Raw genomic sequence first — 25,137 nt, forward strand, 5'->3', positions numbered from 1 at the left:
CCGACCGCGCCCGGATGCGTGCCCGCGCGATGTTGCCGGGCGATGATGAAGGTCGGCGAGCTGACCCGGCCCTGTACGCCGAGTCCGGCCGCGATACCGCGAGTCAGGGCGGTTTTACCGGCGCCGAGGGGACCGTCCAGCACGACCAGGTCACCGGCGCGCAGTTCCTCGGCGAGTTCGCGACCCAGGCTCTCGGTGTCCTCGACCGTGGGCAGCATCCGCTGTTCAGCCATGCAGAGCCTTTCGTCGGGCGCGGCCGAGGGCGCCGCTGCGGGCCAACAGTCGATCCAGGGCGGCGTTGACCAGTTCCGGATACTGCAGATGCACCATGTGCGCGGCATCGGTTACCCGGACCAGATCGGCATCGGGCAGCCGCCGGGCCAGGGCCAGGGAGTTGCGGAACGGGATCACCAGATCGTGTACGCCCCCGAGCACCAGCGCGGGCAGCGGTTCGAGGCTGGTCAGCGCGGCCGATTCGTCGTGCAGCTCCAGTGCTTTCAGGAATTTCACGATCGTCGCGACCGAGGTCTGATCGATCATCGCGGTGGTGAATCGCGACAGCGTCGGGCTCACATCGCCGTGGAACGAGCTGACGTGCAGGATCGGCGTGATGATCTGCCGCGCGGTGACCCGTCCCGCCTGTGCCAGCGCGGGCGCGGCGAGCACGGCCGCGCGGAATCCGTCGATCGCCGGATTGCGCAGCAGCTGAGCCACTCCCGCCGAGGTGACCTCGGCGGCCGCGGTCGACAGCAGGGCCACGGCGCGCACGCGATCGGCGAACAGTTTCGGGAACTGCGCCGCGGCGGCCAGAATCGCCATACCGCCCATGGAATGTCCGACCAGCATGATCGGACCGCGCGGCGCGCACTCCCGGATCACCGCGGCCAGATCGCGCCCCAGCTGCGGCACGGTACAGCTGTCGGTATCCGGCACGCCCGACCGGCCGTGGCCGCGCAGATCGAAGAACAGCATCCGCACCGTGGAGCCCCAGAGCTTCTCCAGATCCCGGCGCTGGAAATGCCACGACTCCATGCTGTTACAGAAGCCGTGCACGAATACGACCGTGGCCACCGGGTTGCCGCCGGAGTATTCGCGCACCGCCAGGGGCACCCCGTCCTCGGCGAGGACGGTATGGGCGAGATCACGGTCGAGCAGCGTGAAATCCTCCTCGCGCAGCTCGTCGCGGCGGGCGGGCCAGCGCACCGCCGCACCGATCCGGCGCAGCGCGTGCGCACCGGCCAGTGTGCCCAGCAGCCCGGCGGTGGCCATGCCGCCGCGCCGCACAGTTGTCCGAAAAGCTTGCGGCTGTTCGGTTTTCATTCACTTCCCCTTAGTACCGGATCTCCGACATAGCGTCGCACGACCCGGCCGCGGGGGGAACAGACGATCTCGTAGCTGATCGTGCCGAGCAGATCGGCCCACTGCTGCGCCCGCGGATCGTCCTGGCCGAACAGCACGGCCGTATCGCCCTGGCGCACCCCGGCGGGATTGTCGCCGAGATCGATCACCAGCTGATCCATGGAGATGGTGCCGACGCTCGGGTAGATGTGCTCGCCGACGCGTACCTCGATGCGCCCGGTCAGGGCCCGCGGCACGCCGTCGGCGTATCCGGCGGGGATCAGGGCCACGGTGGTATCGCGCGGTGCGATCCAGCGGTGGCCGTAGGAGACGCCCTCACCCGCGGCGATATTTTTGACCAGCACCACACGCGCACGGAAGGTCATGGCCGGGCGCAGGCCGTAGTCGGAGACGCGCGGCATCGGCGAGAGGCCGTACATGGCGATGCCCGGGCGGACCATATCGAAGGCGAGGTCCGGACGGGTCAGTGTCGCGGGCGAATTCGCCAGGTGCACGAGTTCGGGCTGCAGGTGGTACTGCTTGGCGGCGGCGATGGCCTCGAGGAATCGGTCGCGCTGCATATCGATCGACGGATGCCCCGGCTCATCGGCGCAGGCCAGATGGGAGAAGATCGCGCGGAAGCGCACGACCTGCTCGGACACCAGCCGCTGCAGCAGCTCGAGCACCTCCGGATATTCGGTCGGGGAGACGCCGTTGCGGTTCATGCCGGTGTCGACCTTGAGTGTCACCGTCGCGGTATGTCCGGTCGCGCGGGCCGCCCGCTCGACGGTCCGCAGCTGCGCCGCCGAGGAGATGCCGATCTCGATATCGGCGGCGACCGCGGCGGCGTAATCGGCGTCACCGGTGTTGAGCCAGCTCAGAATCGGCGCGGTGATTCCGGCGGCGCGCAGTTCCAGCGCCTCCTCGATATTGGTGACCCCGACCTCGGCCGCCCCCGCCGCCAGCGCCGCCCGGGCGACCGGCACGGCCCCGTGGTTGTAACCGTCGGCCTTCACCACCGCCATCACCGCGGCATCTCCGGCGTACTCACGCAGAATTCGCACGTTGTGTGCGATGGCGTTGAGGTCTACGACGGTTTCCACCTGTGGATCGGCACTACTCACGCTTACCGATCCTGCCACCTGCGTCATATGCGGTTCTACGGACGCCGGCTTCGAGGGGTTGCTTGGAGCGCACTCCAGGTGAGTAGCGTTGCCGGTGGGATCCACTCGATATGAAAGAGGGACATATGAGCAAGGTCTGGTTCATCACGGGCGTGTCGCGGGGGTTCGGGCGGGAGTGGACGCTTGCGGCGCTGGAGCGCGGCGACCGGGTGGCCGGGACCGCGCGCGATCTGAGCACCGTGGACGATGTGGTCGCCGAGTATCCCGACACCTTCCTGCCGCTGCGCCTGGATGTGACCGATCGCGCAGCCGATTTCGACGCCGTGCGCCGGGCCGCCGAACACTTCGGTCGGCTGGACGTCGTCGTGAACAACGCGGGCTACGGGCAATTCGGCATGATCGAGGAGTTGACGGAGGCGGAGGTCCGCGCGCAGTTCGAGACGAATGTCTTCGGCGCGCTGTGGGTCACCCAGGCCGCGCTGCCGATCCTGCGCTCACAGGGCAGCGGCCACATCATCCAGGTATCGAGCATCGGCGGAATCAGCGCATTCCCGAACCTCGGCGCCTATCACGGCTCCAAGTGGGCCCTGGAAGGCTTCACCCAGAGCCTGTCCCAGGAGGTAGCCGCTTTCGGCATCCACGTCACCCTCATCGAACCCGGCGGCTTCAGCACCGACTGGGCCGGCCCCTCAGCCGCCCACAGCACCGAAAACCCCGCCTACAACTCCGTCCGCGAGGCCCGCGAGCGAGTCCGCAGCGCCGGCCGCCGAGGCGAACCCACCGCCACCCGCTCCGCGATCCTGACGGTAGTAGACGCCCCCGAACCCCCGCTCCGCCTCTTCCTCGGCGAGGCCCCCTTGAAAATCGCCACCGCCGACTACGAATCCCGCCTGGAAACCTGGCGCAAATGGGAACAGGTATCCCTGGCCGCCCAGGGCGACTGACCGAATCCGACGACAGAAGGTCTTCACGAGGCGGACTGGCCTTCTCCCCCAACAGAACCCGGCCCGCCTGAATCCTTCCTGCGGCAAGTTTCCGCACCCACCTCATTCCCTGCCGCCAGGCCGGGCAATTCAGCCAGGGCCCGAAGGATTCGATCCAGCCGAACCCACTCCGGTGGTACTCCACCTCGTTCCCTACCACTCAGCTACCGCGTCGGCCAGTTTCGGCCAAGGCTCGGAGGATTCGGTCCACTCCAACTCGCTTCGGCGGCAACCTACTTCATCCCTGCCCGCTCGGCCGCCAGGCCGGGCGGGCAGGTTTCCGCCGAGGCCCGGAGGACCCAGGCCACCTGAAATCACCGCGGCGGGTATTTCACCTCCTTCCCTGTCGCTCGGCCGCCAGGCCGGGCGGCGGGGTCAGGCGGGTTCGGCCAGGGCTCTGAGGGTTTGGATGGCTGGGCGGATGTGGTGGAGGAGGGGGGTGGCCGAGATCGGGGAGCCGGGGCCTGGAGTGGAGTGGGCCGCGAGGTTGGCGGCGAGGGCGTGGGCTCGGGCCGCGGCGGCGGCCGACCAGGATGGGTCTTTGCCCGCGGCCAGTAGGGCGCCGAGGATGCCGGAGAGGACATCGCCCGCGCCCGCGGTGGCGGCCCAGGAGCCGCCCGCCTCGTTGACCAGAACCGGGCGGCCGGGGGAGGCGATCAGTGTGGCGCGGCCCTTGAGCAGCACGGTGACTCGCCAATCCTCGGCGAGTTCGCGTACCGCGGACACTCGATCCGGGCCGGGTTCATGGCCGGTGAGCCGGGCGAATTCACCGGCGTGCGGGGTGAGGATCGTGGCGGCGCGCCGCGCGGTGACCAGGCCGGGCTCGGCGGCCAGCATGGTCAGCCCGTCGGCATCGATCACCACCGGCAGATCGGTGGCCAAGATCTCCGAAAGCCGTTCTCGGGCAGCATCATCGGTACCGGCACCAGGACCGAACACCCAGGACTGCACCCGCCCGGTCTTGGAAACCGACTGGGCGGCAATGACTTCCGGAAAATTCGCCAGCACCTGCTCCGCGCCGGTCCCGGCATAACGCACCATGCCCGAGGTCGCCGCCACCGCCCCACCCGTACACAGCACCGCGGCGCCCGGATAGGTCGCACTACCCGCGCAGATACCGACCACGCCCTGGGTGTATTTGTCATCGCGCGGACCGGGCACCGGCCACTGCCCCCCGATCGACATCGGTTCCAACGCAGCGAGATTCGGCTCGGGCAACCGCAACCCGATGGGCACCAACTCGATTCGCCCACACCACGGCGCGGCCAGCGCGTGCACCGGCTTGTAAGCGCCGAATGCGACGGTCACATCGGCCCGCACGGCCGGACCGTCCACGGCCCCGGTATCCGAGTCGACACCACTGGGCAGATCCGCGGCCACAATCGGAACCCGCACCGCCGCAACAAGTTCCGCCGCACGCGGCCGCAATGAGCCCCGCCCGGAGATACCGACGATCCCGTCGACCACCAGATCCGGCTCCCCCAGATCCGTCCGCACCCGCCCGCCATGACGCCGCAACGCCGCCAGCCCGGCCGCATGCGCCCGCTCCGGCGACAACAGCACCGCCGACACCGCGACCCCGCGCCGCCGCAACATCGAACCGGCCCACAACGCGTCCCCGCCATTGTCCCCCGACCCCACCAGCAGCGTCACCGACCGCCCGGCCACCCCACCGGTCCGCTCCCGCAACTCCCCCGCGACGACCTCCGCCAGCCCATAGGCCGCCCGCCGCATCGGCACACCCTCCGCGACCCGCTCGAACAGTTCCGCCTCCGCCGCCCGCACCTCGTCGGCGGTGAAATATCCGCGCACAGTTCGCAGAGTACCTCCGCGCTCGAGAACCGCCCCCAACCGGACTCGAAGGCCCGCGCATGGGTGCGACTGTCGTCAATCGACCCACAACATCGGCGCGGGTCCGCCCGGCTTTGCCACCCACCACGACGCCGCGGCGACCATCCTGGAGTATCTCCGTCGACGAGCCGTGCCGAATCCGAGATAGGGAGCTACACCGAACCCGACCGCGGCGGCCGCTTCCCGGCACCGAACGTCCCCGATCCGCTTCCGACCGCTGCGCTGATCCGGGCGAACCAACGGCTACCGTGGCCGACTAGGGTGGGTGCCATGGTGGGCGGCAAATTGGGACGAGGTGCGATCGCTGCGGCGGCGGTAGTGGCGATGGCCGGATGTGGTTCGGCGACAACGACTTCCAAACCCGCCACGACGACCGCCGCCGCCGAGACCTCCTCCGCGGTGAGCCCCACCGCCGCGTCGCCCGCGACGCTCACCGTCGAGGTCGACAATATGAAGTTCTCCCCCGCGGCGCTGACCGCCCGCGTCGGCGACACCGTGACCTGGAAGTTCACCGATCGATTCCCGCACGCGGTCCAGGGCATCGGCGATGCCGCGATGGGTATCAACAGCCCGATCGTCAATCACGGCGAATGGAGCTACACCTTCACCGTCGCGGGAACCTACCGCTACCTGTGCCCGCTGCATCCGGAGATGCGGGGCACGATCACCGTGCAATGACGACCGGTCAGGCGGGCGAATGCACCCGGCGCGACGAGGAGGTGTTCAGAGCCTCGACAGCCGAAACCAGCGGCGCCAGACCGGGATCCGCGGCGGCGTGGCGCAATTCCGCCGTCAGCGCCTCGTCGTGAGTCGGACGGGCCTCACCGAGCAGGGCGATGCCCGCGGGCGTGACATCGGTGTAGATACCGCGGCGATCATCGGGGCACAGATAGCGCTGCAACAGCCCGCGGTCCTCGAGCCGGGTCACCAGCCGCGTGGTCGCGCTCTGACTCAGCGCGACCGAATCAGCCACCTGATTCATCCGCAGATGTCCGCCCGGCCCGTCGTGCTGACGACTCAGCACCACCAGTAGCGAGTACTCCCGCACGCTGAGTCCGTGACCGCCCTGTAGGGCGCGTTCGATGTGCGATTCGATCCGATCGTGCAGCACCGACAGCGCGTACCAGCCGTCGGCCAAGCCGGTGAGCGCGGCATCCGCGGTCATGTCTTCCTCCTGCGTGGGTCCGGACTTCAGGATACCCAGCCCTCGAAATATAAGGCGCTTGCATTTATAGAGCGTCTGCAATTATTGTCGACGCTCGTAATACTCGTACGCATGTCTCGTGGAGGCTTCATCCATGCCCCTCGCACTGCTCGCCCTCACCGTCGGGGCATTCGCCATCGGCACGACCGAATTCATCGTGGTCGGCCTGCTTCCGGGAATCGCCGACACCTTCGGCGTCTCGATCCCCACCGCGGGCTGGCTGGTCAGCGGTTACGCGCTCGGCGTCCTGGCCGGTGCGCCCGTGATGACCGGGCTCGGAACCCGCGTCTCGCGCAAAAAGATGCTGCTGATCAGCCTGGCCCTGCTCATCGGCGGTAACGCGCTCTCTTCCGTCGCGCCGAATTTCGGCCTGATGCTGTCCGGCCGCATCGTCGCGTCGCTGGCGCACGGAGCGTTCTTCGGGATCGGCTCGATCGTCGCCGGAAGTCTCGTGGGTCCGGATCGGCGGGCCGGGGCCATCGCGATGATGTTCACCGGACTCACCTTGTCCGCGGTCGCGGGCGTGCCGCTGAGCACGCTGCTGGGCCAGCATTTCGGCTGGCGACCGGCCTTCGCGCTGGTGGCGGTTGTCGGCCTGATCGCCTTCGCCGGAGTCGCAGCGCTCGTACCCGATCAGCCCGCCCAGCCCGGCGCTCGGCTGCGGCACGAATTGGCCGTACTGCGCAATCCGCAGGTCCTGCTCGCGATGGCGATGACGGTCCTCGGCTTCGGCGGAGTGTTCGCGGCGCTGACCTACCTCGCGCCGATGATGACCGATGTCACCGGATTCGCCGAAAGCTCGGTCACCTGGATCATGGCCCTGTTCGGCGTCGGCTTCCTGATCGGCAACTTGCTGGGCGGCCGCTACGCCGACCGGCATCTGATGCCGATGCTGTACATCACGCTGAGCTCACTGGCCGCGGTACTGGCCCTGTTCACCGTCACCGCACACAGCAAGCTCGCCGCCGCGGTCACGGTAATCCTCATCGGCGCAACAGGTTTCGCATCCGTCCCACCACTGCAGAAGCGCGTCCTCGACTACGCCGCCTCCGCCCCCACCCTCGCCTCGGCCCTCAATATCGGCGCCTTCAACCTCGGCAACGCCCTCGCCGCCTGGCTCGGCGGCCTGGTCATCGACGCGGGCTTCGGCTACACGGCATCGAACTGGGTGGGAGTCGCCTTGTCCGGCAGCGCGGTTGGGCTCGCGGTACTGTCCGGTGCGTTGCAGCGCAGGGAGAAGACCGAAAGCCCGACCGAAGGTCTTGTGGTGGTGGGGAATTGACCCAACCTCGCCCTTACTCCACCGTCACGGACTTCGCCAGGTTGCGCGGCTTGTCGATGTCATACCCCCGAGCCTGCGCCACCTCGGCCGCGAACACCTGCAGCGGCACCGTCGACAGCAGCGGCTGGTACAGCGTCGACGCCGCCGGGATCTCGATGAGGTGGTCGGCGAACGGCCGCACCGTATCGTCGCCCTCCTCCGCGATGACGATCGTGCGAGCGCCGCGCGCCTGGATTTCACGAATATTGCTGAGCAGCTTGGAATGCAGCACCGCGCGTCCCTTCGGCGAGGGCATCACCACGATCACCGGCAGGCCCTCCTCGATCAGCGCGATCGGGCCGTGCTTGAGCTCGCCCGCGGCGAAACCCTCGGCATGCATGTACGCCAGTTCCTTGAGCTTGAGCGCACCCTCGAGCGCCACCGGATATCCGACGTGGCGGCCGAGGAACAACACCGTCGACTGATGGGCGAACTGCCGGGCGATCTCGCGCACCTGCGGCGCGATCGCCAGCACCCGCTCGACCAGCTTGGGCATCGCCTCCAACTCGGCGAATTCGCGAGCCACCTCATCCGGATACTTGGTGCCGCGCGCCTGCGCAAGAGCAAGTCCGACAAGATAATTCGCGGTGATCTGCGCCAGGAACGCCTTCGTGGAGGCCACGCCGATCTCCGGACCGGTGCGGGTGTAGAGCACCGCATCGGATTCGCGCGGAATCTGCGCGCCATTGGTATTGCAGATGGCCAGTACGCGCGCCTTCTGCTCCTTGGCGTGCCGCACGGCCTCCAGCGTGTCGGCGGTCTCACCCGACTGCGAGATCGCCACCACCAGCGTCGAACGGTCGAGAACCGGGTCGCGGTAACGGAATTCGCTGGCCAGCTCCACCTCGACGGGCAGCCGCGTCCAATGCTCGATCGCGTACTTGGCCAGCAGACCCGCGTGATACGAACTGCCACAGGCGACTACGAAGACCTTGTCGAATTCGCGCAGTTCCTGATCGGCCAGGCGCTGCTCGTCCAGCACGATCCGGCCATTGGCGAAATGCCCGATCAACGTATCGGCGACGCCGGTGGGCTGCTCCTCGATCTCCTTAAGCATGAAGTAGTCATGCCCGCCCTTCTCCGCGGCCGCCAGATCCCAGTCGATGGTGAACGGCCGGATCGGCACACCGGAGTTGCCGTCGAAGTCGGTGACCGTATAGCTGTCGGCGGTGATCACCACCGCCTGGTCCTGCCCCAGCTCGACCGCCTCGCGGGTGTGCTCGATGAAGGCCGTCACATCCGAGGCGATGAACATCTCGCCCTTGCCGACACCGACCACCAGCGGGGTCGAGCGCCGCGCGGCGACAATCGTGCCCGGATGATCGGCATGCGTGAACACCAGCGTGAACGCGCCCTCGAGGCGACGCAGCACCGCCAGCGCGCTGCCGACGAAATCGCCCGCGGTCGGACCCGAGGCATAGGCGCTCGCCACCAGATGCACCGCGACCTCGGTATCGGTATCGCTGCGCAATTCGACCCCGGCATCCTCGAGTTCGCGCCGCAGCGGTGCGAAATTCTCGATGATGCCGTTGTGCACAACCGCGACCTTGCCGCTGGCGTCGCGATGCGGATGCGCGTTGCGATCGGTCGGCGCACCGTGCGTGGCCCAGCGCGTGTGGCCCATACCGGCGGTCCCGGCGAAGGCGGCCACACCGGTTTCGGCGAGTTCGGCCTCCAGATTGGCCAGCCGCCCGGCCTTGCGCTCGACCGCGATCCCGCCCGTGCCGTCGAGGATCGCCACACCGGCGGAGTCGTAGCCGCGGTACTCCATGCGGCGCAGCGCGTCCACGACAACGCCCAGCGCGTCCCGGTAACCGACGTACCCAACGATTCCGCACATGGGTCACCAGCCTACTGGGACCCGCACGACACGCGAATCGGACAACCTGGAGCGGACCCCGAGGCGGTTCGCGGTCCGCCTCGGACCTGGACCGACGCGGCGATGCGGAAAAGCGGAAAAGCCGAGAAGGCAAGGGCAGCGGCTCAGGGGCCGTCGATCGGCTAAGTTCAACGTCGTGTCGGCGTCTGTGAAATCGCTCCTCGGCTCTCTGTCCAGCCCGGGACCGCACCGGGTCATGCGCGGCAATCTGGGCATCACCGGTCAGCCCGGCGTGGTGTTCACCCCCGAGCAGGGGTTGAATCTGCCCGCGATCGCCTTCGGTCACGGCTGGCTGACCGGCGTCGGCAACTATCGCAAGCTGCTGGAACACCTGGCGTCCTGGGGTTTCGTGGCGGTCGCCCCCGATACCGAGCGCGGCCCGATTCCGTCACATCTGAACTTGGCGACCGATCTGCTCACCACCCTCGACATCTGCACCGGAGTGCGGTTGGGCGAGGGCAAGATCAGCGTCCACCCCGACCGTCTGGTCCTGGCCGGACACGGCATGGGCGCGGGCGCGGCCGTGATCGCCGCCGCCCAGCGCAAGGTCGCCGCGGTAGCCGCCCTGTTCCCCGCCCCGACCGCCCCCGCCACGGAATCCCTGGCCCCCGAGATCGACAGCCCCGCCCTCATCGTCGCGGGCGCCGAGGACATCGACTCGGTCGGTTCCAATGCCATCGCCCTGGCCACCGCCTGGGGCGGACCGATGGTTCTGCGCACGGTCGACAACGCCTCCCACAACGGCATCGTCGAGGGCCGCCGCGCTTTGGCCGCATTCGGCGCGGGCAAGCACGAGCCCAAAACCGGCCGCACCACGCGCGGCCTGCTGGTCGGCTATCTGATGCACCAGGTGCTCGGCGACAAGACCTACAAGGCTTTCGCCGATCCCGAGGCCGTGATCCCGCACACCGAATTCGTCGATCCCGAGGCCACTCCCGAACCCGAGCCGCAGACGCCGTCGAAACGGCAGCTGTTGCAGGTGGTTCAGATGTTGCGGAAGTAGGGCGCGGGGGGCCGCGGGGCGATTGCACCGTTCGAGGCCGAGCCGGTACGGTCAGCGGCCAGGGGCGGGGAGCCGGTCCGACCCTCGCGGCGGCTGAGAACCGGCATAGAGGGTGCGATGGTCGGCGCAACAAACTTGGTCCGCGGTGTGGTTCTTGTGACCGGAATCGTGGCGGTTGCGACGGGCTGTGGTCCGGATGGTGGCGGACAACCGACCCCGTCGGCGTCATCGACAGCACTTCCGCCCGCACCGAAGGGCTTTGATCCCTGTTCGGACATTCCGCAATCGGTACTGGATTCGGAACAGTTGCACAGCAAGGACATCGCCGATTCGAACGGTAACGGCGGAACGCAGTGGCGTGGGTGCGGCTGGGTCCAGTCGGACGGGTACGCGGTCTCCATCCGGACCACGAACATCACCGTGCAGATGGTGCGCGACAACAAGGCATTCCAACTGGCCGAGGAACTCACTATCGCGGGGCGTCAAGCCGTGACCTACCACGATCCGGATTCGTCGAAGCAGACCCGCGACTGTCTGCTCAATGTGGAATTGAAGGGCGGCAGCGTGGAATTCTCGCTGATCAATCCCGCCTCGAACCGGAAGACCGGGACCATGGATACCTGCGAGCTGGCCAAAACCCTTGCGGGCAAGGTGGTCCCGCTGATTCCAGCCTCCGCGTAATTCGAACGATCCAGCGCAACCCGAGCTCATGGGGAGGAGCCCGACGATATGACCGGCGACAACAGCCCACAGCCTCGGCCGCTCGAAAAGTTGATCAATGATGCGAACTCCGGCAACCTCACGGTGAGCTTCAGCTCCGACATCCGGGTGAACGCCGAGGAATTCGTCTACATCGAGCGCGACTGCCAGGCGTTCAAGGATTCGATCCGAAGCTTGCAGCGAGTCGCGCAGAACATATCGACTCAGAAGTCCTGGGGCCTCGGGGAAGATCAGCAGATCCTGCCATCGGCCCAAACCGTGGTTCGTCGCTTCCGCACGAAGGCGGCGGCCATCGACCCTGGCAAGGACTCTGCCAACAATGTCTTCGACATTCTCGAACAGCACTACCAAATAGTCGACGACCTGCAACAACTGCATCGCACGATCGCTCAGAAGTACATGGAGGCCGACCAACAGTTCGCCGCTCAGTACAACGAATTGATGGCCCATGTGCCGCCGAGCCCGATCACGCCTGGGCCGGTACAGGGACCTATCCAGCAGGCGGACGGTAAGTGGCGATGACGATTTCGAACGAACCGTCCCAGATCGGACAGGGAGAAAACCCCGACCATCTCGAGCACTGGGCCATCTACCGAGCATTCAACCCACAGCACACCACCGAGGGCGACAACGCCGCAGGCAAGTACGCGCGCATGGCCGCCACCTGGGATTCCGACGTCACCGAATTCGCCGCCCGCATTCGCCGTTCGAGCGCCGCGGCCTGGAGCGGCCCCGCCGCCGAATCCTCCCGCGAGGCCATCAACAACTACGCCCAACGCGCCCTCGACCTCACCCCAGCACTACAGGCCCTCTCCCAAACCGTCTCGACCGCGGTGACCGGCATCAACAACACCAAATCCAATGTCGACGAGCCGAACAACACGGTGGGCTGGCATTTCTGGAATACCGACGGTTGGGGTTCGGGCCCGCGCTCGCGCAAGTCGATCGACGCCGCCCGCGACCGCGCTCGCGCGGCGATGCGCAACTACTACCTCGCCGATTTCAAGGCCGCCGACGCCGAGATCCCCGTCCTGCCACAGCCGGTCAGCCCGACCAACCCTCTCTACAAAACCGATTCCGACCGCCCCATCGGCAAAGGAATCGAGGATGACGGAGGCGGCGGCACCCCGAACAATCCCAGCGATGTCGACAACAAGGACAAAGACAAGCAGGACTCGAAATCCCCCGACGACACCACGAACAAAAAGGATTCCACGCAGAACTCGCCCGAGGACTCCTCCTCCACCGAGTCGGCTACGAATCCCGCTGCGGCAAACTCTGATTCGGGATCGGCCGCACCCACCGACCCGAACGCCCTGGCCACCAAGCCCACCGGCGTCGGCACCGGCGGATCCGGCTCGGGCGGTTATCCGGGCGGCGGTCTCGGCGGTTTGCCGGGCGGCAGTACCTCCGGAGTCGGCGCCAACGCCCCGGGCAGCAGCATGCCAGGCGCCGCCACGCCCGGGACAGCGGCGAATCCGACAGCGGCCGGTCGCGCGGGCGCGGCGGGACAGCCGGGTATGGGCATGCCCGAAATGGGCGGCGGCAAAGGCAAATCCGAGGACGACGAGCGCGCCCACACCACCCCGGACTGGCTGAAGAATATGGACAACACCGAGGAATTGCTCGGCCCCGCGCCCAAGACGATTCCCGGCGGCGTGATCGGTGGCGAGTACGCCGATCCCGAGCCGCCGAATCAGTAATCGTCTCAGCCGTCGCATGATTGGAACAAGAATGTTCGAATGGGTTTGGGAGCCCGATGATTTCGCGGTGCTCTGGTACAGCGACGCGAACGACCGCTTCCCCTCGCCGATCGCCTATACCAGCAGATTTCCCACCAACGACGAGGTCGCCGCCCATCGCGCGGCGGTCCGCGGGCGCTACGACGCCGAGGAGTTCGAGCGCATCCAGCTGGCCTTCCACACCTTGAGCGCCTCCGATCTACGCGTCGAAATACTCGGCGAGTCGAAGACTTTCGGTCGCGGGACGCCGCGGGAATACCGCGTCGTCGGCGCTCGCACACCGCAGTACGCGGTCATGCTCACCCAGAGCGCGGCCGATGGCGTCCACGATCGCATCCGCTGCCGCCTGTTTCCCACCGAACAACTGGCTCCCCGGCTGGCCCACGTCCTGCCCGCCTTCCCTCCGGGCACGTCCAAGCCGGACACCTTCCATATCGCCGAACTGCAACGCCGTCCCGACGACCATCACCGCAACAACGACCGCGAACGCTACGAGCGGTTGGCGCGGCGTCCGCTCGACGGCGGCGGTGGCGCGATCCTGACCGCGGGCTATCTGCACGGTGATGCCGAGCCCTGGCAGACTGCCCAATGGGTCGATCTCATCGACGACGGCCGCTATCTCCAGCTACGCACCCGCGAACACCTCACCGTGCGCCCCGTCGCCCCCGCGGACCTCACGACCATGTTCACCACCTGGTTCGACCACGCCCTCCGACGCCTGCGGGAGGACGAGCCCGACACATGGTGATCGACAATCGAACGGAACCGATCGCGCCTCGCCACCGTCCAATCCTTCTGAACACACAGCAATCGTCGGCCCCGGAGGTGAAGGCATGACCGACAACCCCTATCCCAATCTGGGATTCAACCCGGTGCCGGGCGCGCCGAACGACGTCACCGCTCTGAGCGGAAAGATCAATTCGGCCGCCACCGCGGTCAAGGAGACCAACGACCTGCTGACCCGCCTGCGCAACAGCAACGACGAGGTCTGGCAGGGCGAGGGCGGCGACGCGTTCCGCAGCCATTTCGACAGCACCCTCGCCCAGGACCTCGGCTACGCCCAGAACTCCCTGGAACGAGCCGTCGACCTCCTCGGCCAATGGAACACCGGCCTGGTCGGCTTCCAAGACACGGCCAAAGGCCTGGAAACCGAGGCCGCCGAGGCCCGCGGCCAACACGCCCAGGCCGTAGCCGCCCTCCAACAGGCCCAATCCAACCCCGACCTGGGCCTGGCCAATCAACAATTCACCGACGCCACCGCCCTGGCCAACGCCCAATCCCGCCTCGACGCCGCCAACAACGCCGTCCGCACCGCCAACACCAACGTCACCCACTGGCAAGGCCAAATCGACTCCATCCTCCAACGAGCCCACGACCTGGCCGGCGAACACGACAAACTCTCCCGCAAAATAGCCGCCGAACTGGACACGGCCGCAAAAGATTTCGCCCCGAGCCCACCGGACAAGGGGATTTGGGATTCGATCGTGGACGCGGTGAAGGGGGTGGGGAAGTTCATCAGCGATCACCGACAAGCGATTCACGATATTCTCGCGGGCGTCTCGGCGGTCACCGGATTACTCGCACTGCTGACGCCGCCTCCATTCGATTTCGCCTTAGGGGCAATCGCCTTGCTGTCCGGTGCTGGAGCCCTGGCATTGGATGCGATGGATCCGGAAGTGCGCCAAGCGTTCACCGATGTGACATCCGACTTGATAGACAATCACACAATCAACACCGACGCCGCCAAAAAGCTCGGCATGACCGTCGGCACCGATGCACTTTCCATGATCCCGGGCGTAGGCGGTGCATACAAGGGTGTCAACTCTCTTCGAGAGGTCGGTGAGCTCGGCACGGCAATGAAGGCGTTCACCGAGGGCGCCCAGGCTCCGTCCGCGATATCGAAGGGACTCAACCGTATTCCCCTTCCCGGAGAAGCCACCGTTTGGCTTCAAGATTTCAGCCAGGCCAGCAAATGGCAGCCAGGCACGGCCCTGTCTGGGATCGAGCTCTTTTCACGGTCAGCCAAGGCTGGCCTCGGAATGGAGAAAATCGGAAGTGCGATAGGAAGCGTTTTCGGAAATGAAGACTGACACTGCAGTTGACATTTGGATCCCAGACGGCTATTTGGAGCTGCCACTGTCCGATATCGAACAAAAAACCGGACGCGCAGCCACACTGTTCGACACACTGCCACCGTCCAGTTTGAAGTCGGGATTTCAGGCCATCGTTCCTGCCGTGACTGCGCTGCTCACCCAGCTGGCACAACGCGATACGCGATATTGCGGTATCGGACGCTTCCTGTCGTCATCCGGTGCGGTCGTCACATCATGCCTGACCGTGTGCGTGTACGAAACCGGTGGCGAGAAACTTAATCCCAGATTGATTTTGAAGAATCTTGTGGAGTCCAGAGTTTCGGCCGATGAGAGCACAGGACAAGTCGAGCTGCTCGAGGTGGATGGCAGACCTGTGCTGTTCACTGAGCAGACGACCGAACTTCCAACTCCGGAGCTTCCTGGATTGCCGTATGCCGGGACCACCACCTCAACATATCAACTGGAGGCGGTAGTTCCTTACTCTGACGGATCAGCGCTAGCTGCTATCGAGCTGTCAACTCCGGCAATTGAGGCTGGCCCGGAATTCCGCAAGATGATCGCAGACATGGCCCGGTCCATCACTTTTCGTCAGGAACTTCCACCTTCGACCTCCACGCTTGACATATGAGCGATAAGATCAATACCACGCCGACCGCCGCTGCTATTTCCTGGGATGCCACCCGAGCGGCACTGAAGAAAGGTGCAGCATGGCCATGGGTGGTCACGGCACTCGGTATCGCCAGCCTACCGCTCTGCATCGCGGGTATCAGCTGGTCGGATCCTGGTCATCCGCAGATTCTCCGAGAGCTTTCGGGAGCAATCAAGGTTGCCGCAGTGCTGATGTTCTGCGTCGGCGTCATCGGAATAGTAGCGGTCTGGATCAGGCGACGCAGAATCCGAAGTTTAAGACGATATCCGTGGGTTGCCTACCCGATTCAATATCTAAGGCCTGACGGCAATGAATACATTCGGCTCCTGACCCCGCACGGTGAGGCCCTGTCGACGTTGATCCTGAGCAGCTGGCGGTGGGAAATGGGAAAGCTCGCCAACGAGACGACCCGAGAGATCTGGTTCGCCGGAGATCCACAGCGGTATGGCATCATTTCCCGGCCGGGTGGCGGCGATCTTCGCTATGCCTACAAATCCGAACCGCTACCCAGGCAACCTGACGAACCTACTGAAGGTCGGCCGCGCTACGGGCGGCTCAGCGACACCCGCTATCCATCTCCGCGAAAACTACGACGCACCTTGGCCTTTGCGCTCGATCTGGTGATCCATATCGGCTGCGGAGTCGCCGTAGCCGTAGTTACCGCTCCGGAGTTCTCCGCCGCCGCTTTTCGCCATACTAATTGGCAACACCTTACCGTGAACGGCCTTACGATCTCGGTATTCTTTCTCGCTGCCTCGTTCATCGACCGTGTCGTTATCCAATCGATCTTCCATACCACCGTCGGCAAGGCCGTATTCGGCTTGATCGTCCTGCGACCGGATACCGGACTGTCGCCTTCCTTCAGCAGATTGCTTGCTGCCTGGCTGCTGAATATCTGGCTGCCCATTGCTGTCGTCGGCGATAGTATCGGGCCGGACCATCCGGAGGACTACTTCTTCCCTGCCGTCCGCCGCCGAGACTTCAGACGGCCGATCGATGGAATCTGAGAACACAGCGGCCGCGATAAGTCATCCCGCGACGCGAGCCGCGGTTCGAAAACAGCGGCCGTGGCCGATGCTGGCACTACTGACCGGATTGGCCTGTCTGCCACTCAGCCTGTTTGTGATCGATCTGCAAGACCGCGTCAGCTCGCAAGGAGCCGGTGCGGCACTGGGGATATCGGCGAATCTGGCAGCCGTTTTCTTTGTCCTCGGAACGATCTTCGGCGGTGTCTGTACTCGGATTCGTTGGCGCAGACGAAAAGCGCTCAAACGACATCCGTGGACGGCGTGGCCGATCAACTACGTCAGCACCGGACGTAATGAATGGGTTGAACTGCTGGATGCGCAGGGGCGACCCGTCTCGGCCCTCATTCTCAGCACGTGGCCGAAAGATGTCGGGAAGCTGGTGAATCAGAGGACTCGGGAGATCTGGTTCGCTGGAGACCCCGCGAAATACGGGATCGTCTCCCGCCCTGGCGGTGCCGACCTGCGCTATGCGTACTACTCCAAGGGCAGGCAGCCGCCTCGGTTCACCTTTCGCGATCGAGAATCCGATCCGCGGCTCTCCTCCGCCGCTCGCGGCTATGAAATGCACCGGGAAAACGGAAAAATCGTGATGAAGGGTCCCGGTTCCGGCTCACCAGGCTCGACGGGCCGGTACGGACGTCTGGACGATCCGGCATTTCCCTCGCCGCGAAAACTTCGGCGCGCCTTGGCATTCGCCGTGGACATGCTGATTCATATCGCCTGCGGCATCGCGGCAGCCCTTGCCGCGAGCCCCTCTGCGATCACCGCAATCCGTGCGGGTGACTGGCGGCATCTCGAGGTGAATCTCATTCTCGCCGTGGGCGTCTGGATCGGCGCGTCCTTCGTCGATCGCGTGGTAATCCAGTCGATCTTCCACACCACGATCGGCAAGGCGATCTTCGGCCTCGTTGCCATCCGTCCCGACACCGGGCAGACTCCCGCGTTCGGCAGACTGCTCGCGGCCTGGCTGTTTCATCTCTTTCTACCGCTCGCCATCTTCAGCAACGGCGAAGGACCAGACAACTGGGATTACTACTTCTTCCCCGCCGTCCGCCGCCGAGACCTGAAGCCCCCCAACCCGATCACCGCGACGGTGTAGCCCCCGGCTGGATCGGGCCGATGGTGAAGGAGTGGATGTCCGGGCCTGCGCAGTGGTTGGTTTTCCATGGGACGAAGATGGAGTCACGCTGGTCGGGTGGGTAGACGCGGAGGCCGGCGGCTGGGGAGAGTTGGCATTGTTGGGGGTCGTAGCCGCCCATGCCGTTGGTGTCGTGGAGTAGGGAGCTGGCCTTGGCGCCGGGGGGGATGGTGACCGTGGTGACGGTGCCGGGGGCGCGGTCGGCGGCGTTGCCGGATTGGTCGCCGCCGTCGGTGACGTAGGAGACGCCCGGGTAGCCGGTGAGGTTGCAGGGGGTGTTGGAGGTGTTGGTGAAGACCACGGCCGCGTAGTACTGGCCCGCGCCGACGCCCTGATCCTGCTGGACCACCGAAAGTTGGCCTGTGGCACAGGGTCCGGGGCCGTCGGTGGGCATGGCGGTGGCGGCGGCCGAGGTGGTCGACGGCGCCGCGGAGACTGCCGCCGGGGTGGTCGCGGGGGGCGCGGAGCCGGTCGAGCCGGGACCGTTTCCATCGCAGGCGGCCGACAGCAAGGCGACCGCTCCGAGTATCACCGAATACCTCGCACTGCTGGGCATGACGTGAACCTACCTCCGCCTCGGGCTTCTTTCGAGTATTCATCGTGCGGCGGTCCGCGCGCGAGCCCCTCGAGGCGGGGTTGATCAGTCGCGCGGCAGTAGCAGGTAGCCGAGGGCCATGCCGAGCAGCACAGGCAGGCCGTGGTTGTCGCGGAAGATGGTGTCCACAATGGCGAAAATCGGGACCGCGTAGAGGATTCGGCGAGCCGGGCGGCGGGGGCCGAAACGATCGGGCGCGCGCAGGGCGGTGACGGTGAGCGCGCCGATCAGCCCGGCCACGCACATCGAATTACCCGCGCCGATCGAGCGCAACCACAGGTAGCTCATCGTCTGACCGAACAGTCCGCAGCCGAAATACACCACGGCCCAACGCCATCGGCCCAGCACCCGTTCGGCGATCGCGCCGAAGGCGAGCAGGATCAGCAGATTGAAGATCAGGCCCGCGGCCCAACCGTCCTGGAAGAACATCGCGGTGCCCAACCGCCACCACGCACCGGCGTCCACCGCGTCCGGGTCCCGGCGGAACTGGTCGAACAGTGCCGGGTGGATGAGCTGCGCGATACCGGTCGCGGCCGTGATCGCCAGGACCGTCGCGGTCAGAATTGGACGCGGCGGTCGGAGCAACCACTCGGTCAGGGCCCGCGGTGCGGAGGGAGCGGTGTTCACCGAGGGCAGGTTACCCGGCGGTCGCCGTCGTGATCAGCGTGGATTCCACCGGCGTCGGGGCGGTGGTGAGATCCAGGACGGGGCAGTGGGTTTCGACGGCTCGGTGCAGTTCGGCGTATCGGTCGGTGGATTCCGGTCCGTCGATTCGGACGGTCACCCGCACGGCCTGGAAGCCCGGGCGGACCGAGTCGTCGAGGCCGAAGAAGCCGCGCACGTCCAGATCGCCCTCGGCCTCTATCGCCAGATCATCGACCGCGATTCCGAGTCGCTGGGCCCAGAAACGGTAGGTGACGGTCTGGCAGGCGATCAGCGCGGCGAGGTAGACCTCGACCGGATTCGCGGCGGTGTCCTCGCCGCCCAGTGTCGGCGGCTCGTCGACCCGAACGATGTGGCGTCCCGTGGTGACGACCGTGCCGACCGTTCCCTCGGGCGTGCCGGACGCCCGGAACAGAACCGCGGCATTGCCCGGATCCTGTGCGACCGCCCGCGCGGTCGCCTCGGTGATGTCGTTGAGCGGGGTGCCGAGTTCTGTCGTCATCTCGGTGAGGGTAGGAGGACGGGTCGATCGGCAGCAGGGTTGTCCTCCGGCTGAGCGCAAAGGTGTTCAGACCAGCCAGCTCTTGCGGCGGTAGTACTCGTCCTCGTCTTGGTCGTCGATCGGAATGCTGGCCGGTCCGGCCGCGGCGCGTAAACGATCCTCCCGGGTCTGAACCTGCTGACGTTCGCGTTCGGCCAGCTCAGCGGCTTCGGTCTCCCACTGTTCGGCGAGTCGACGGCACTGCTCGGCCGTCTGACGATTGACCTCGTCGATCTCATCGAGCAACAGCGCGTTGCGACGACGACCCTCGGCAAGAATGCGCTCGATCTCAGCGGCGTAATCCATTGGCCGCTACCGCTTTCCGCCGGTCACAGTGGGCCGGCCTCGGCCAGATCGGGCCCAGTCCCGGAGGGTGGTTCGGACCGCCTTTCTTCACCATCTTCCGGCACTGGCGACATGTCCTCAGCTCCCCCGGCTCGTGTTTCGCTGGTACGCGATTCTCGATCGGCATCCGACGGGTCGGACGGATCATGTTCTGTCTCCGCAGGTTTCGACTCGATGATCACCGGGACGCCGTGTTCGTCCAGTCGCAGGGTGTAGGTGGTTGCGTCGTTGTCTGCTCGGGATGTTGTCAGGTGCAGTTCTCCGGTCGGGTCCGCGTCGAGGCGCAAGTGATTGCCCGCGACGTCCAGTTCGGCGTGTATGCCGTCGGTGGGGGCGAGTGGGGCGATCGATTGCATTGCGGCGTCGGCGGTCTGGTGAGCCAGGCCGGAGAGGGTGGATCCGGTTCGGGCTGCCTGGTCTACGGCCTCTTGGAGCGCGTCGGGCAGGGCGGAGCCTGCTTGGCTCAGGGCCTGACCTGCTTGGTTGGCTCCCTGTCGGAGCGCGTCGGATAAGGCGGAGCCTGCTTGGCCCAGGCCGGCTTCCTGTGGGAGCGCGCTGGGCACGGCGGACCCTGCTTGGCTCAATGCCTGGCTTACTTGGTCCGCTCCCTGTTGCAGCACGCCGGACAGAGCGGAGCCAGCTTCGCCGAGGGCCTGACTTGTCTGGTCCATTCCCTGTTGCAGCACACCGGACAGAGCGGAGCCAGCTTCGCCGAGAGCCTGGCTTGCCTGGTCCATTCCCTGTTGCAGCACACCGGACAGAGCGGAGCCAGCTTCGCCGAGAGCCTGGCTTGCCTGGTCCATTCCCTGTTGCAGCACACCGGACAGAGCGGAGCCAGCTTGGCGCGGTTGGGCGAGGCCGTCATGGCCGCTGGAAATCGGGGTGGCGGACGGGGTCGCCGAGGTGGGAGACGTGGGAGTTGTCTCGGGCGGTGTCGTTGTCGCTGGGCCTGGGCCCGGACCGAGCCCTGGCTGCGGCGGCACGTTTCTCTTCTGCGCCTCGGCCTTCGGATACGCCGCGTCGCTCACCTGCGCCAGCGCATCGGTGATCACCTTGTACAAACCCTCGACGCCGGTATGACAGTTGGCGCACGCGCGCTCGAAGATGTCGAGTTTGTCTTTGACGTCCTGCTGGAACGGGCCCTTCAGCCATTCCGAGCATTTGTTCGGGATATCGTCCTTGTCGATGCCGGGGAACATCGCCTTCAGATGGTCGATACGTTGGTCGCTGTCGAATGGGTTGGCGCCCATGCCACTGTTTTTGGCGCCCTGCACGATGTCGTATATCTGGCCGGGGGTTTTGCCGTCGATCCTTCCGCCGGTTCGGTCCCACAGGGCCCGTACGGCATTCGCTTTGCCCGCGATGATGAGTTTCAGGGCGGGGATGGCGGTTTCGATGGCGCCGAGGGCATTGCGCGCGGCGATGCGATCCTCGTTCGAGCGGGTGATCAGGCCGCGCATCATTTCGGTGGCGGCCGTGGCGGCCTCGCCCTGCCATACCGAGGGCAACGTCCGGGCCTGGGTGTTGTGGGTTTCCCATTCGGTATCGGCCGCTGCGAGAGCCTTTTTCAAGCCGTCTGCGACAGTTGAGAGTACGGCGAGTTTCATATTTCGCTGCGCGTCGTATTTCGCGCATACGTCCTGGTAGGTCGTGCCGCAGGTCGATGTCGCCTCGTCCAGCAGCGGCAGGTAGTGCTCGAAATATCGCAGGCCGGGCGCGCCCACATCGAGGATGTGGTCGACATCACCGGATTGTGCGAGGTCCGCATCCGCGCCCATTACGTGTTCGCGACCTTTCGGGCGGCCTCGGCATCGGTTTCCCCGAGGACGACGACGGTCTGGCCGACCGCCTCGGCCAATGCGCCCGAGGCCTCCTGCCACTGCAGCAGCCAGGATTCGATGCGGACCAGGCCGTCGTGGATCCGCTGGCCCTGTTCGGCGTAGCGCGTCCCTGCCTGAGCGGGGCCGAAGGTATTGGCGCGCACCAGTTTCGCATTGTCACCGAGGGTGGTGGCCGAGGTCCGCAGCCTACTGGCGATAGCGTGGACGGCCTGTGGATCGACGAGCACACCGCCCGACGCCACCCGCACCGAATCCGCCACCTCGCACTCCCCTTCGTCGAGTCCATCCCAACCGGTGATATGACCGGCCCGCACCGAATCGGTTCCCACCGCCCCACAGGACCGGATGCACCGATTCTCGCCCAGTCGGGTGCAGCCAGCCGCCCAAACGACCGGAAGCAATCAATCCCGCACCGATCGGACGGCCATCTCGCACGGCCCGATGTGATCGCCCCGCATCCATCCGAATCCGAGGCTCCTCATCGGGTCGGAGGTAGCCGACCCACCCGATCGAATGCCATCTCCCGCACCCGGTCGAAATGCGACCAACCCATCCGATCGCTCGGATGCGATCGATCCTCACCTGCTTGGACGCGACGGAACCGGATCCGGTTCCCCGCGGGCCTACTTGCCGATATGCCCCTCGTCCGTGCGGACCCACTGCGTGGTGCCGTCGGGATTGTGGTGGAACTCCCAGGCCGCGTAGTCGCCGTTGTCGTCGACGATCGAGACGTGGTCGGCGGTGCCGTCGTGGTCCATATCGGTCCAGACCTCGAGGGAGTGGTCGCCGTGGACGGTTTCGGTGTCGGGGATGCCGTCGCCGGTCAGGTCCTGGGTCGGGTCGTGCAGTTCCACCGAGCCGAGGTTCCCGAGGTCGGAGTGGGCGTCGACATTCGGGAGCTCGAGGCCCGGCAGATCGCCTGATGAGATCATGTGCGGCTCCTCACGGGACATGCGTCGGGATGTCGGTCCATCCTGTCATCTTCCCGTGCCTCCGCACAGCCGTGTATCGCGACTGCTGTGGATAACTCGCCGAGGCGAGCCGGATCGCCGTCAGTACTTGGGGATGATCAGCCACAGGATCAGGTAGATGACGAACTGCGGGCCGGGCAGCAGGCACGACAGCACGAACAGCAGGCGCACCACATTGGCATTCCAGCCGAAGTACTGCGCGATTCCACCGCAGACGCCGGCGATCCACTTGTCGTTCTGCGAGCGGGTGAAGCGGCGGGTGGGGGCGGTCATCGAATTCTCCTTCTGTCGATCGGTACGACTCCACTCTGCGTGAACAGGCCCGGGGGCCGCATCGGGCACGGGACCGATCGGCACCCTGATTTCCAGCGGCCCGAACTCAGGGTGCAACCCCGAAACCGGCACACTGATCGGTGTGACCACTCTGCATGCACGCGGGCTTTCGGCCGGACACGGCGAGCGCATCCTGTTCGACGAACTCGATCTGGTGCTGGCGCCCGGCGATGTGATCGGTCTGGTCGGGGTGAACGGCGCGGGCAAATCGACCCTGTTGCGCATGCTCGTCGAGCAGAATCCGCCGACCGGGGAGATCACCCTCAGCCCGCCCGATGCCACGGTCGGCTATCTGGCGCAGGAACCGGAGCGGATCGCGGGCGAGACCGTCCTGCAATTCCTGTCCCGGCGCACGGGAGTGGCTGCGGCACAACAGATCATGGATGCCGCGGCGGAGCGGCTGGCCGACGGCGGCGCCGACGACTACTCCCCCGCATTGGAGCGCTGGCTGGCGCTGGGCGGGGCGGATCTGGAGCAGCGCGCGGAGGAGGTGGCCGCCGAACTGGGCCTGGTCGAGAGCCTGCCCGGCGGTCTGGATACCCCGATGACCGGGCTGTCCGGGGGGCAGGCGGCGCGGGCGGGTCTGGCGTCGGTGTTGTTGTCGCGCTTCGATATTCTGCTGCTCGACGAGCCCACCAATGATCTGGATCTGGACGGGCTGGCGCGGTTGGAACAGTTCGTTGCGGGCGTGCGGGCGCCGTTGATGATCATCAGTCACGATCGGGAATTCTTGGCGCGCACGGTGAATCGGATTCTCGAGTTGGATCTGGCGCAGCAGCAGGTCGGCAGTTACGACGGCGGGTACGAGGCGTATCTGGTGGAGCGGGAGATCGCGCGCCGCCATGCGCGCGAGGCCTACGAGGAGTACGCCGATACCAAGGCCGGGCTCGAGGATCGCATGGTCATGCAGCGCAATTGGCTCGAGCACGGCGTGCGCAACGCGCGGCGCAAGGCGCGCGATCCGCGAAAGGTGGACTCCGACAAGGCCGGTCGCAAGATGCGCGCCGAATCCACCGAGAAGCAGGCCTCGAAGGTGCGCCAGACCCAGCGGCGTATCGAACGGCTCGACATGGTGGAGGAGCCGCGCAAGGAGTGGGAGCTGCGCATGTCGATCGCGGCGGCCCCGCGCAGCGGTTCGGTGGTCGCGACCGTGGCCGGGGCGAGTGTGACACGTGGCGACTTCACGCTGGGACCTGTTACGGCACAGGTGGATTGGGGTGATCGGATCGTGGTGACCGGCGCCAACGGATCCGGGAAGTCCACGCTGCTGGCGCTGCTGCTGGGCCGGATCGCGCCCGAGACCGGGACGGCGACGCTCGGCTCCGGGGTGGCGGTGGGCGAGGTGGATCAGGCGCGCGGGCTGTTCCGCGGCGATGCCACACTCTCGGACACCTTCAGCGCCGAGGTGCCCGAATGGACCGAGGCCGAGGTCCGCACGCTACTGGCCAAATTCGGGCTGCGCGGCCCACATGTGATGCGCGCCAACGATTCCCTCTCCCCCGGTGAGCGGACCAGGGCGGCCCTAGCGCTGCTACAGGCGCGTGGGGTGAACCTGCTCGTCCTCGACGAACCCACCAACCATCTCGACCTGCCCGCCATCGAACAACTCGAACAGGCCGTCGAATCCTTCACCGGCACACTGCTTCTGGTCACCCACGACCGCCGAATGCTGGATACCGTCCGCGCCACCCGACGCTGGCGGGTCGAACGCGGCACACTCATCGAGGAGCAGTGAGGCTCGGCACGGCGATAGCGGCCGAACGCGGAACCCGAAT

General features: G+C 66.3%; 27 protein-coding genes. 13 read left to right on the forward strand and 14 right to left on the reverse strand.

Annotated elements, in window-relative coordinates:
* From NP4_RS13850 to alr, 3 genes are all read right to left on the reverse strand, one after another.
* On the reverse strand, positions 1-233 hold a 233-nt coding region (locus NP4_RS13850), incomplete at its 3' end, for a tRNA (adenosine(37)-N6)-threonylcarbamoyltransferase complex ATPase subunit type 1 TsaE (protein WP_169813733.1).
* A complete protein-coding gene (locus NP4_RS13855) occupies positions 226-1,320 on the reverse strand; it encodes an alpha/beta fold hydrolase (protein WP_082875848.1) in 1,095 nt (364 codons plus the stop codon). The genes NP4_RS13855 and NP4_RS13850, both read right to left, overlap by 8 nt.
* Positions 1,317-2,489: an alanine racemase gene (gene alr, locus NP4_RS13860; protein WP_067997485.1), complete on the reverse strand. Its 1,173-nt coding sequence runs from the start codon at positions 2,487-2,489 to the stop codon at positions 1,317-1,319. The genes NP4_RS13855 and alr overlap by 4 nt, the downstream gene beginning before the upstream one ends.
* 98 nt (positions 2,490-2,587) lie before the next feature.
* Here alr and NP4_RS13865 point away from each other — a divergent pair, with 98 nt between their 5' ends.
* Positions 2,588-3,406, forward strand: coding sequence for an SDR family oxidoreductase (locus NP4_RS13865; RefSeq protein ID WP_067997488.1), 819 nt, complete (start codon positions 2,588-2,590; stop codon positions 3,404-3,406).
* 414 nt (positions 3,407-3,820) lie between these two features.
* Here the strand turns inward: NP4_RS13865 and NP4_RS13870 are convergent, their stop codons facing one another.
* A complete protein-coding gene (locus NP4_RS13870) occupies positions 3,821-5,257 on the reverse strand; it encodes an NAD(P)H-hydrate dehydratase (protein WP_067997491.1) in 1,437 nt (478 codons plus the stop codon).
* A gap of 309 nt (positions 5,258-5,566) precedes the next feature.
* Between NP4_RS13870 and NP4_RS13875 the strand changes: the two genes are divergently transcribed.
* On the forward strand, positions 5,567-5,974 hold the full coding sequence (locus NP4_RS13875) for a plastocyanin/azurin family copper-binding protein (protein ID WP_067997494.1): 408 nt from the start codon (positions 5,567-5,569) through the stop codon (positions 5,972-5,974).
* 7 nt (positions 5,975-5,981) lie between these two features.
* Here NP4_RS13875 and NP4_RS13880 read toward each other — a convergent pair whose 3' ends face one another.
* Positions 5,982-6,461 carry a MarR family winged helix-turn-helix transcriptional regulator gene (locus tag NP4_RS13880; RefSeq protein WP_067997495.1) on the reverse strand — a complete coding sequence of 160 codons (480 nt, stop codon included), beginning with the start codon at positions 6,459-6,461 and terminating at the stop codon, positions 5,982-5,984.
* A 133-nt stretch (positions 6,462-6,594) separates the two neighbouring features.
* Here NP4_RS13880 and NP4_RS13885 point away from each other — a divergent pair, with 133 nt between their 5' ends.
* Positions 6,595-7,782 carry an MFS transporter gene (locus NP4_RS13885; protein WP_067997497.1) on the forward strand — a complete coding sequence of 396 codons (1,188 nt, stop codon included), beginning with the start codon at positions 6,595-6,597 and terminating at the stop codon, positions 7,780-7,782.
* A gap of 13 nt (positions 7,783-7,795) precedes the next feature.
* Here NP4_RS13885 and glmS read toward each other — a convergent pair whose 3' ends face one another.
* On the reverse strand, positions 7,796-9,661 hold the full coding sequence (gene glmS, locus NP4_RS13890; RefSeq protein WP_067997499.1) for a glutamine--fructose-6-phosphate transaminase (isomerizing): 1,866 nt from the start codon (positions 9,659-9,661) through the stop codon (positions 7,796-7,798).
* Positions 9,662-9,836: 175 nt separating this feature from the next.
* On the opposite strand from glmS, the gene NP4_RS13895 reads away from it, so the two are divergent.
* From NP4_RS13895 to NP4_RS39890, 9 genes are all read left to right on the forward strand, one after another.
* Entirely contained in the window at positions 9,837-10,703 is an 867-nt protein-coding gene (locus NP4_RS13895; protein WP_067997501.1) for an alpha/beta fold hydrolase, read from the forward strand.
* 117 nt (positions 10,704-10,820) lie between these two features.
* Entirely contained in the window at positions 10,821-11,384 is a 564-nt protein-coding gene (locus NP4_RS13900) for a DUF3558 domain-containing protein (protein WP_067997504.1), read from the forward strand.
* A 48-nt stretch (positions 11,385-11,432) separates the two neighbouring features.
* Complete coding sequence (locus NP4_RS13905; protein ID WP_067997507.1) at positions 11,433-11,945, forward strand: hypothetical protein; 513 nt, start codon at positions 11,433-11,435, stop codon at positions 11,943-11,945.
* Positions 11,942-13,126 (forward strand): hypothetical protein, encoded by a 1,185-nt coding sequence (locus NP4_RS13910; protein ID WP_147288013.1) that lies wholly within the window; start codon positions 11,942-11,944, stop codon positions 13,124-13,126. The genes NP4_RS13905 and NP4_RS13910 overlap by 4 nt, the downstream gene beginning before the upstream one ends.
* 31 nt (positions 13,127-13,157) lie before the next feature.
* The gene (locus tag NP4_RS13915; RefSeq protein ID WP_067997513.1) at positions 13,158-13,913 is read left to right on the forward strand and encodes an ESX secretion-associated protein EspG; all 756 of its coding nucleotides are present in this window, start codon (positions 13,158-13,160) and stop codon (positions 13,911-13,913) included.
* An 85-nt stretch (positions 13,914-13,998) separates the two neighbouring features.
* Positions 13,999-15,255, forward strand: coding sequence for a hypothetical protein (locus NP4_RS13920; protein WP_067997516.1), 1,257 nt, complete (start codon positions 13,999-14,001; stop codon positions 15,253-15,255).
* On the forward strand, positions 15,245-15,886 hold the full coding sequence (locus NP4_RS40925) for a hypothetical protein (protein ID WP_147288014.1): 642 nt from the start codon (positions 15,245-15,247) through the stop codon (positions 15,884-15,886). The genes NP4_RS13920 and NP4_RS40925 overlap by 11 nt, the downstream gene beginning before the upstream one ends.
* Positions 15,883-16,914 (forward strand): RDD family protein, encoded by a 1,032-nt coding sequence (locus NP4_RS39885; RefSeq protein ID WP_082875849.1) that lies wholly within the window; start codon positions 15,883-15,885, stop codon positions 16,912-16,914. Before NP4_RS40925 ends, NP4_RS39885 begins: the two co-directional genes overlap by 4 nt.
* 67 nt (positions 16,915-16,981) lie before the next feature.
* A complete protein-coding gene (locus NP4_RS39890) occupies positions 16,982-18,034 on the forward strand; it encodes an RDD family protein (RefSeq protein ID WP_169813734.1) in 1,053 nt (350 codons plus the stop codon).
* Here the strand turns inward: NP4_RS39890 and NP4_RS13935 are convergent.
* From NP4_RS13935 to NP4_RS13970, 8 genes are all read right to left on the reverse strand, one after another.
* Positions 18,018-18,629 carry a DUF4232 domain-containing protein gene (locus NP4_RS13935; RefSeq protein WP_082875851.1) on the reverse strand — a complete coding sequence of 204 codons (612 nt, stop codon included), beginning with the start codon at positions 18,627-18,629 and terminating at the stop codon, positions 18,018-18,020. The genes NP4_RS39890 and NP4_RS13935 overlap by 17 nt on opposite strands.
* Before the next feature lie 84 nt (positions 18,630-18,713).
* Positions 18,714-19,295 (reverse strand): rhomboid family intramembrane serine protease, encoded by a 582-nt coding sequence (locus NP4_RS13940; protein ID WP_067997524.1) that lies wholly within the window; start codon positions 19,293-19,295, stop codon positions 18,714-18,716.
* A gap of 10 nt (positions 19,296-19,305) precedes the next feature.
* Positions 19,306-19,833 (reverse strand): OsmC family protein, encoded by a 528-nt coding sequence (locus tag NP4_RS13945; RefSeq protein ID WP_067997527.1) that lies wholly within the window; start codon positions 19,831-19,833, stop codon positions 19,306-19,308.
* 66 nt (positions 19,834-19,899) lie between these two features.
* Positions 19,900-20,178 carry a hypothetical protein gene (locus NP4_RS13950; RefSeq protein WP_067997530.1) on the reverse strand — a complete coding sequence of 93 codons (279 nt, stop codon included), beginning with the start codon at positions 20,176-20,178 and terminating at the stop codon, positions 19,900-19,902.
* A 23-nt stretch (positions 20,179-20,201) separates the two neighbouring features.
* Positions 20,202-21,995, reverse strand: a complete 1,794-nt coding sequence (locus NP4_RS13955; protein WP_067997533.1) for a hypothetical protein — start codon at positions 21,993-21,995, stop codon at positions 20,202-20,204.
* On the reverse strand, positions 21,995-22,387 hold the full coding sequence (locus NP4_RS13960) for a hypothetical protein (protein WP_067997535.1): 393 nt from the start codon (positions 22,385-22,387) through the stop codon (positions 21,995-21,997). The genes NP4_RS13955 and NP4_RS13960 overlap by 1 nt, the downstream gene beginning before the upstream one ends.
* A gap of 294 nt (positions 22,388-22,681) precedes the next feature.
* On the reverse strand, positions 22,682-22,990 hold the full coding sequence (locus NP4_RS13965; protein WP_067997545.1) for a DUF6802 family protein: 309 nt from the start codon (positions 22,988-22,990) through the stop codon (positions 22,682-22,684).
* A 120-nt stretch (positions 22,991-23,110) separates the two neighbouring features.
* A complete protein-coding gene (locus NP4_RS13970) occupies positions 23,111-23,302 on the reverse strand; it encodes a PspC domain-containing protein (RefSeq protein WP_067997547.1) in 192 nt (63 codons plus the stop codon).
* Between the two features lie 142 nt (positions 23,303-23,444).
* Here NP4_RS13970 and NP4_RS13975 point away from each other — a divergent pair, with 142 nt between their 5' ends.
* The gene (locus NP4_RS13975) at positions 23,445-25,097 is read left to right on the forward strand and encodes an ABC-F family ATP-binding cassette domain-containing protein (RefSeq protein ID WP_067997550.1); all 1,653 of its coding nucleotides are present in this window, start codon (positions 23,445-23,447) and stop codon (positions 25,095-25,097) included.
* Positions 25,098-25,137 lie beyond the last annotated feature (40 nt).

Source organism: Nocardia pseudobrasiliensis NBRC 108224, from assembly GCF_001613105.1.
GTDB classification, from domain to species: domain Bacteria; phylum Actinomycetota; class Actinomycetes; order Mycobacteriales; family Mycobacteriaceae; genus Nocardia; species Nocardia pseudobrasiliensis.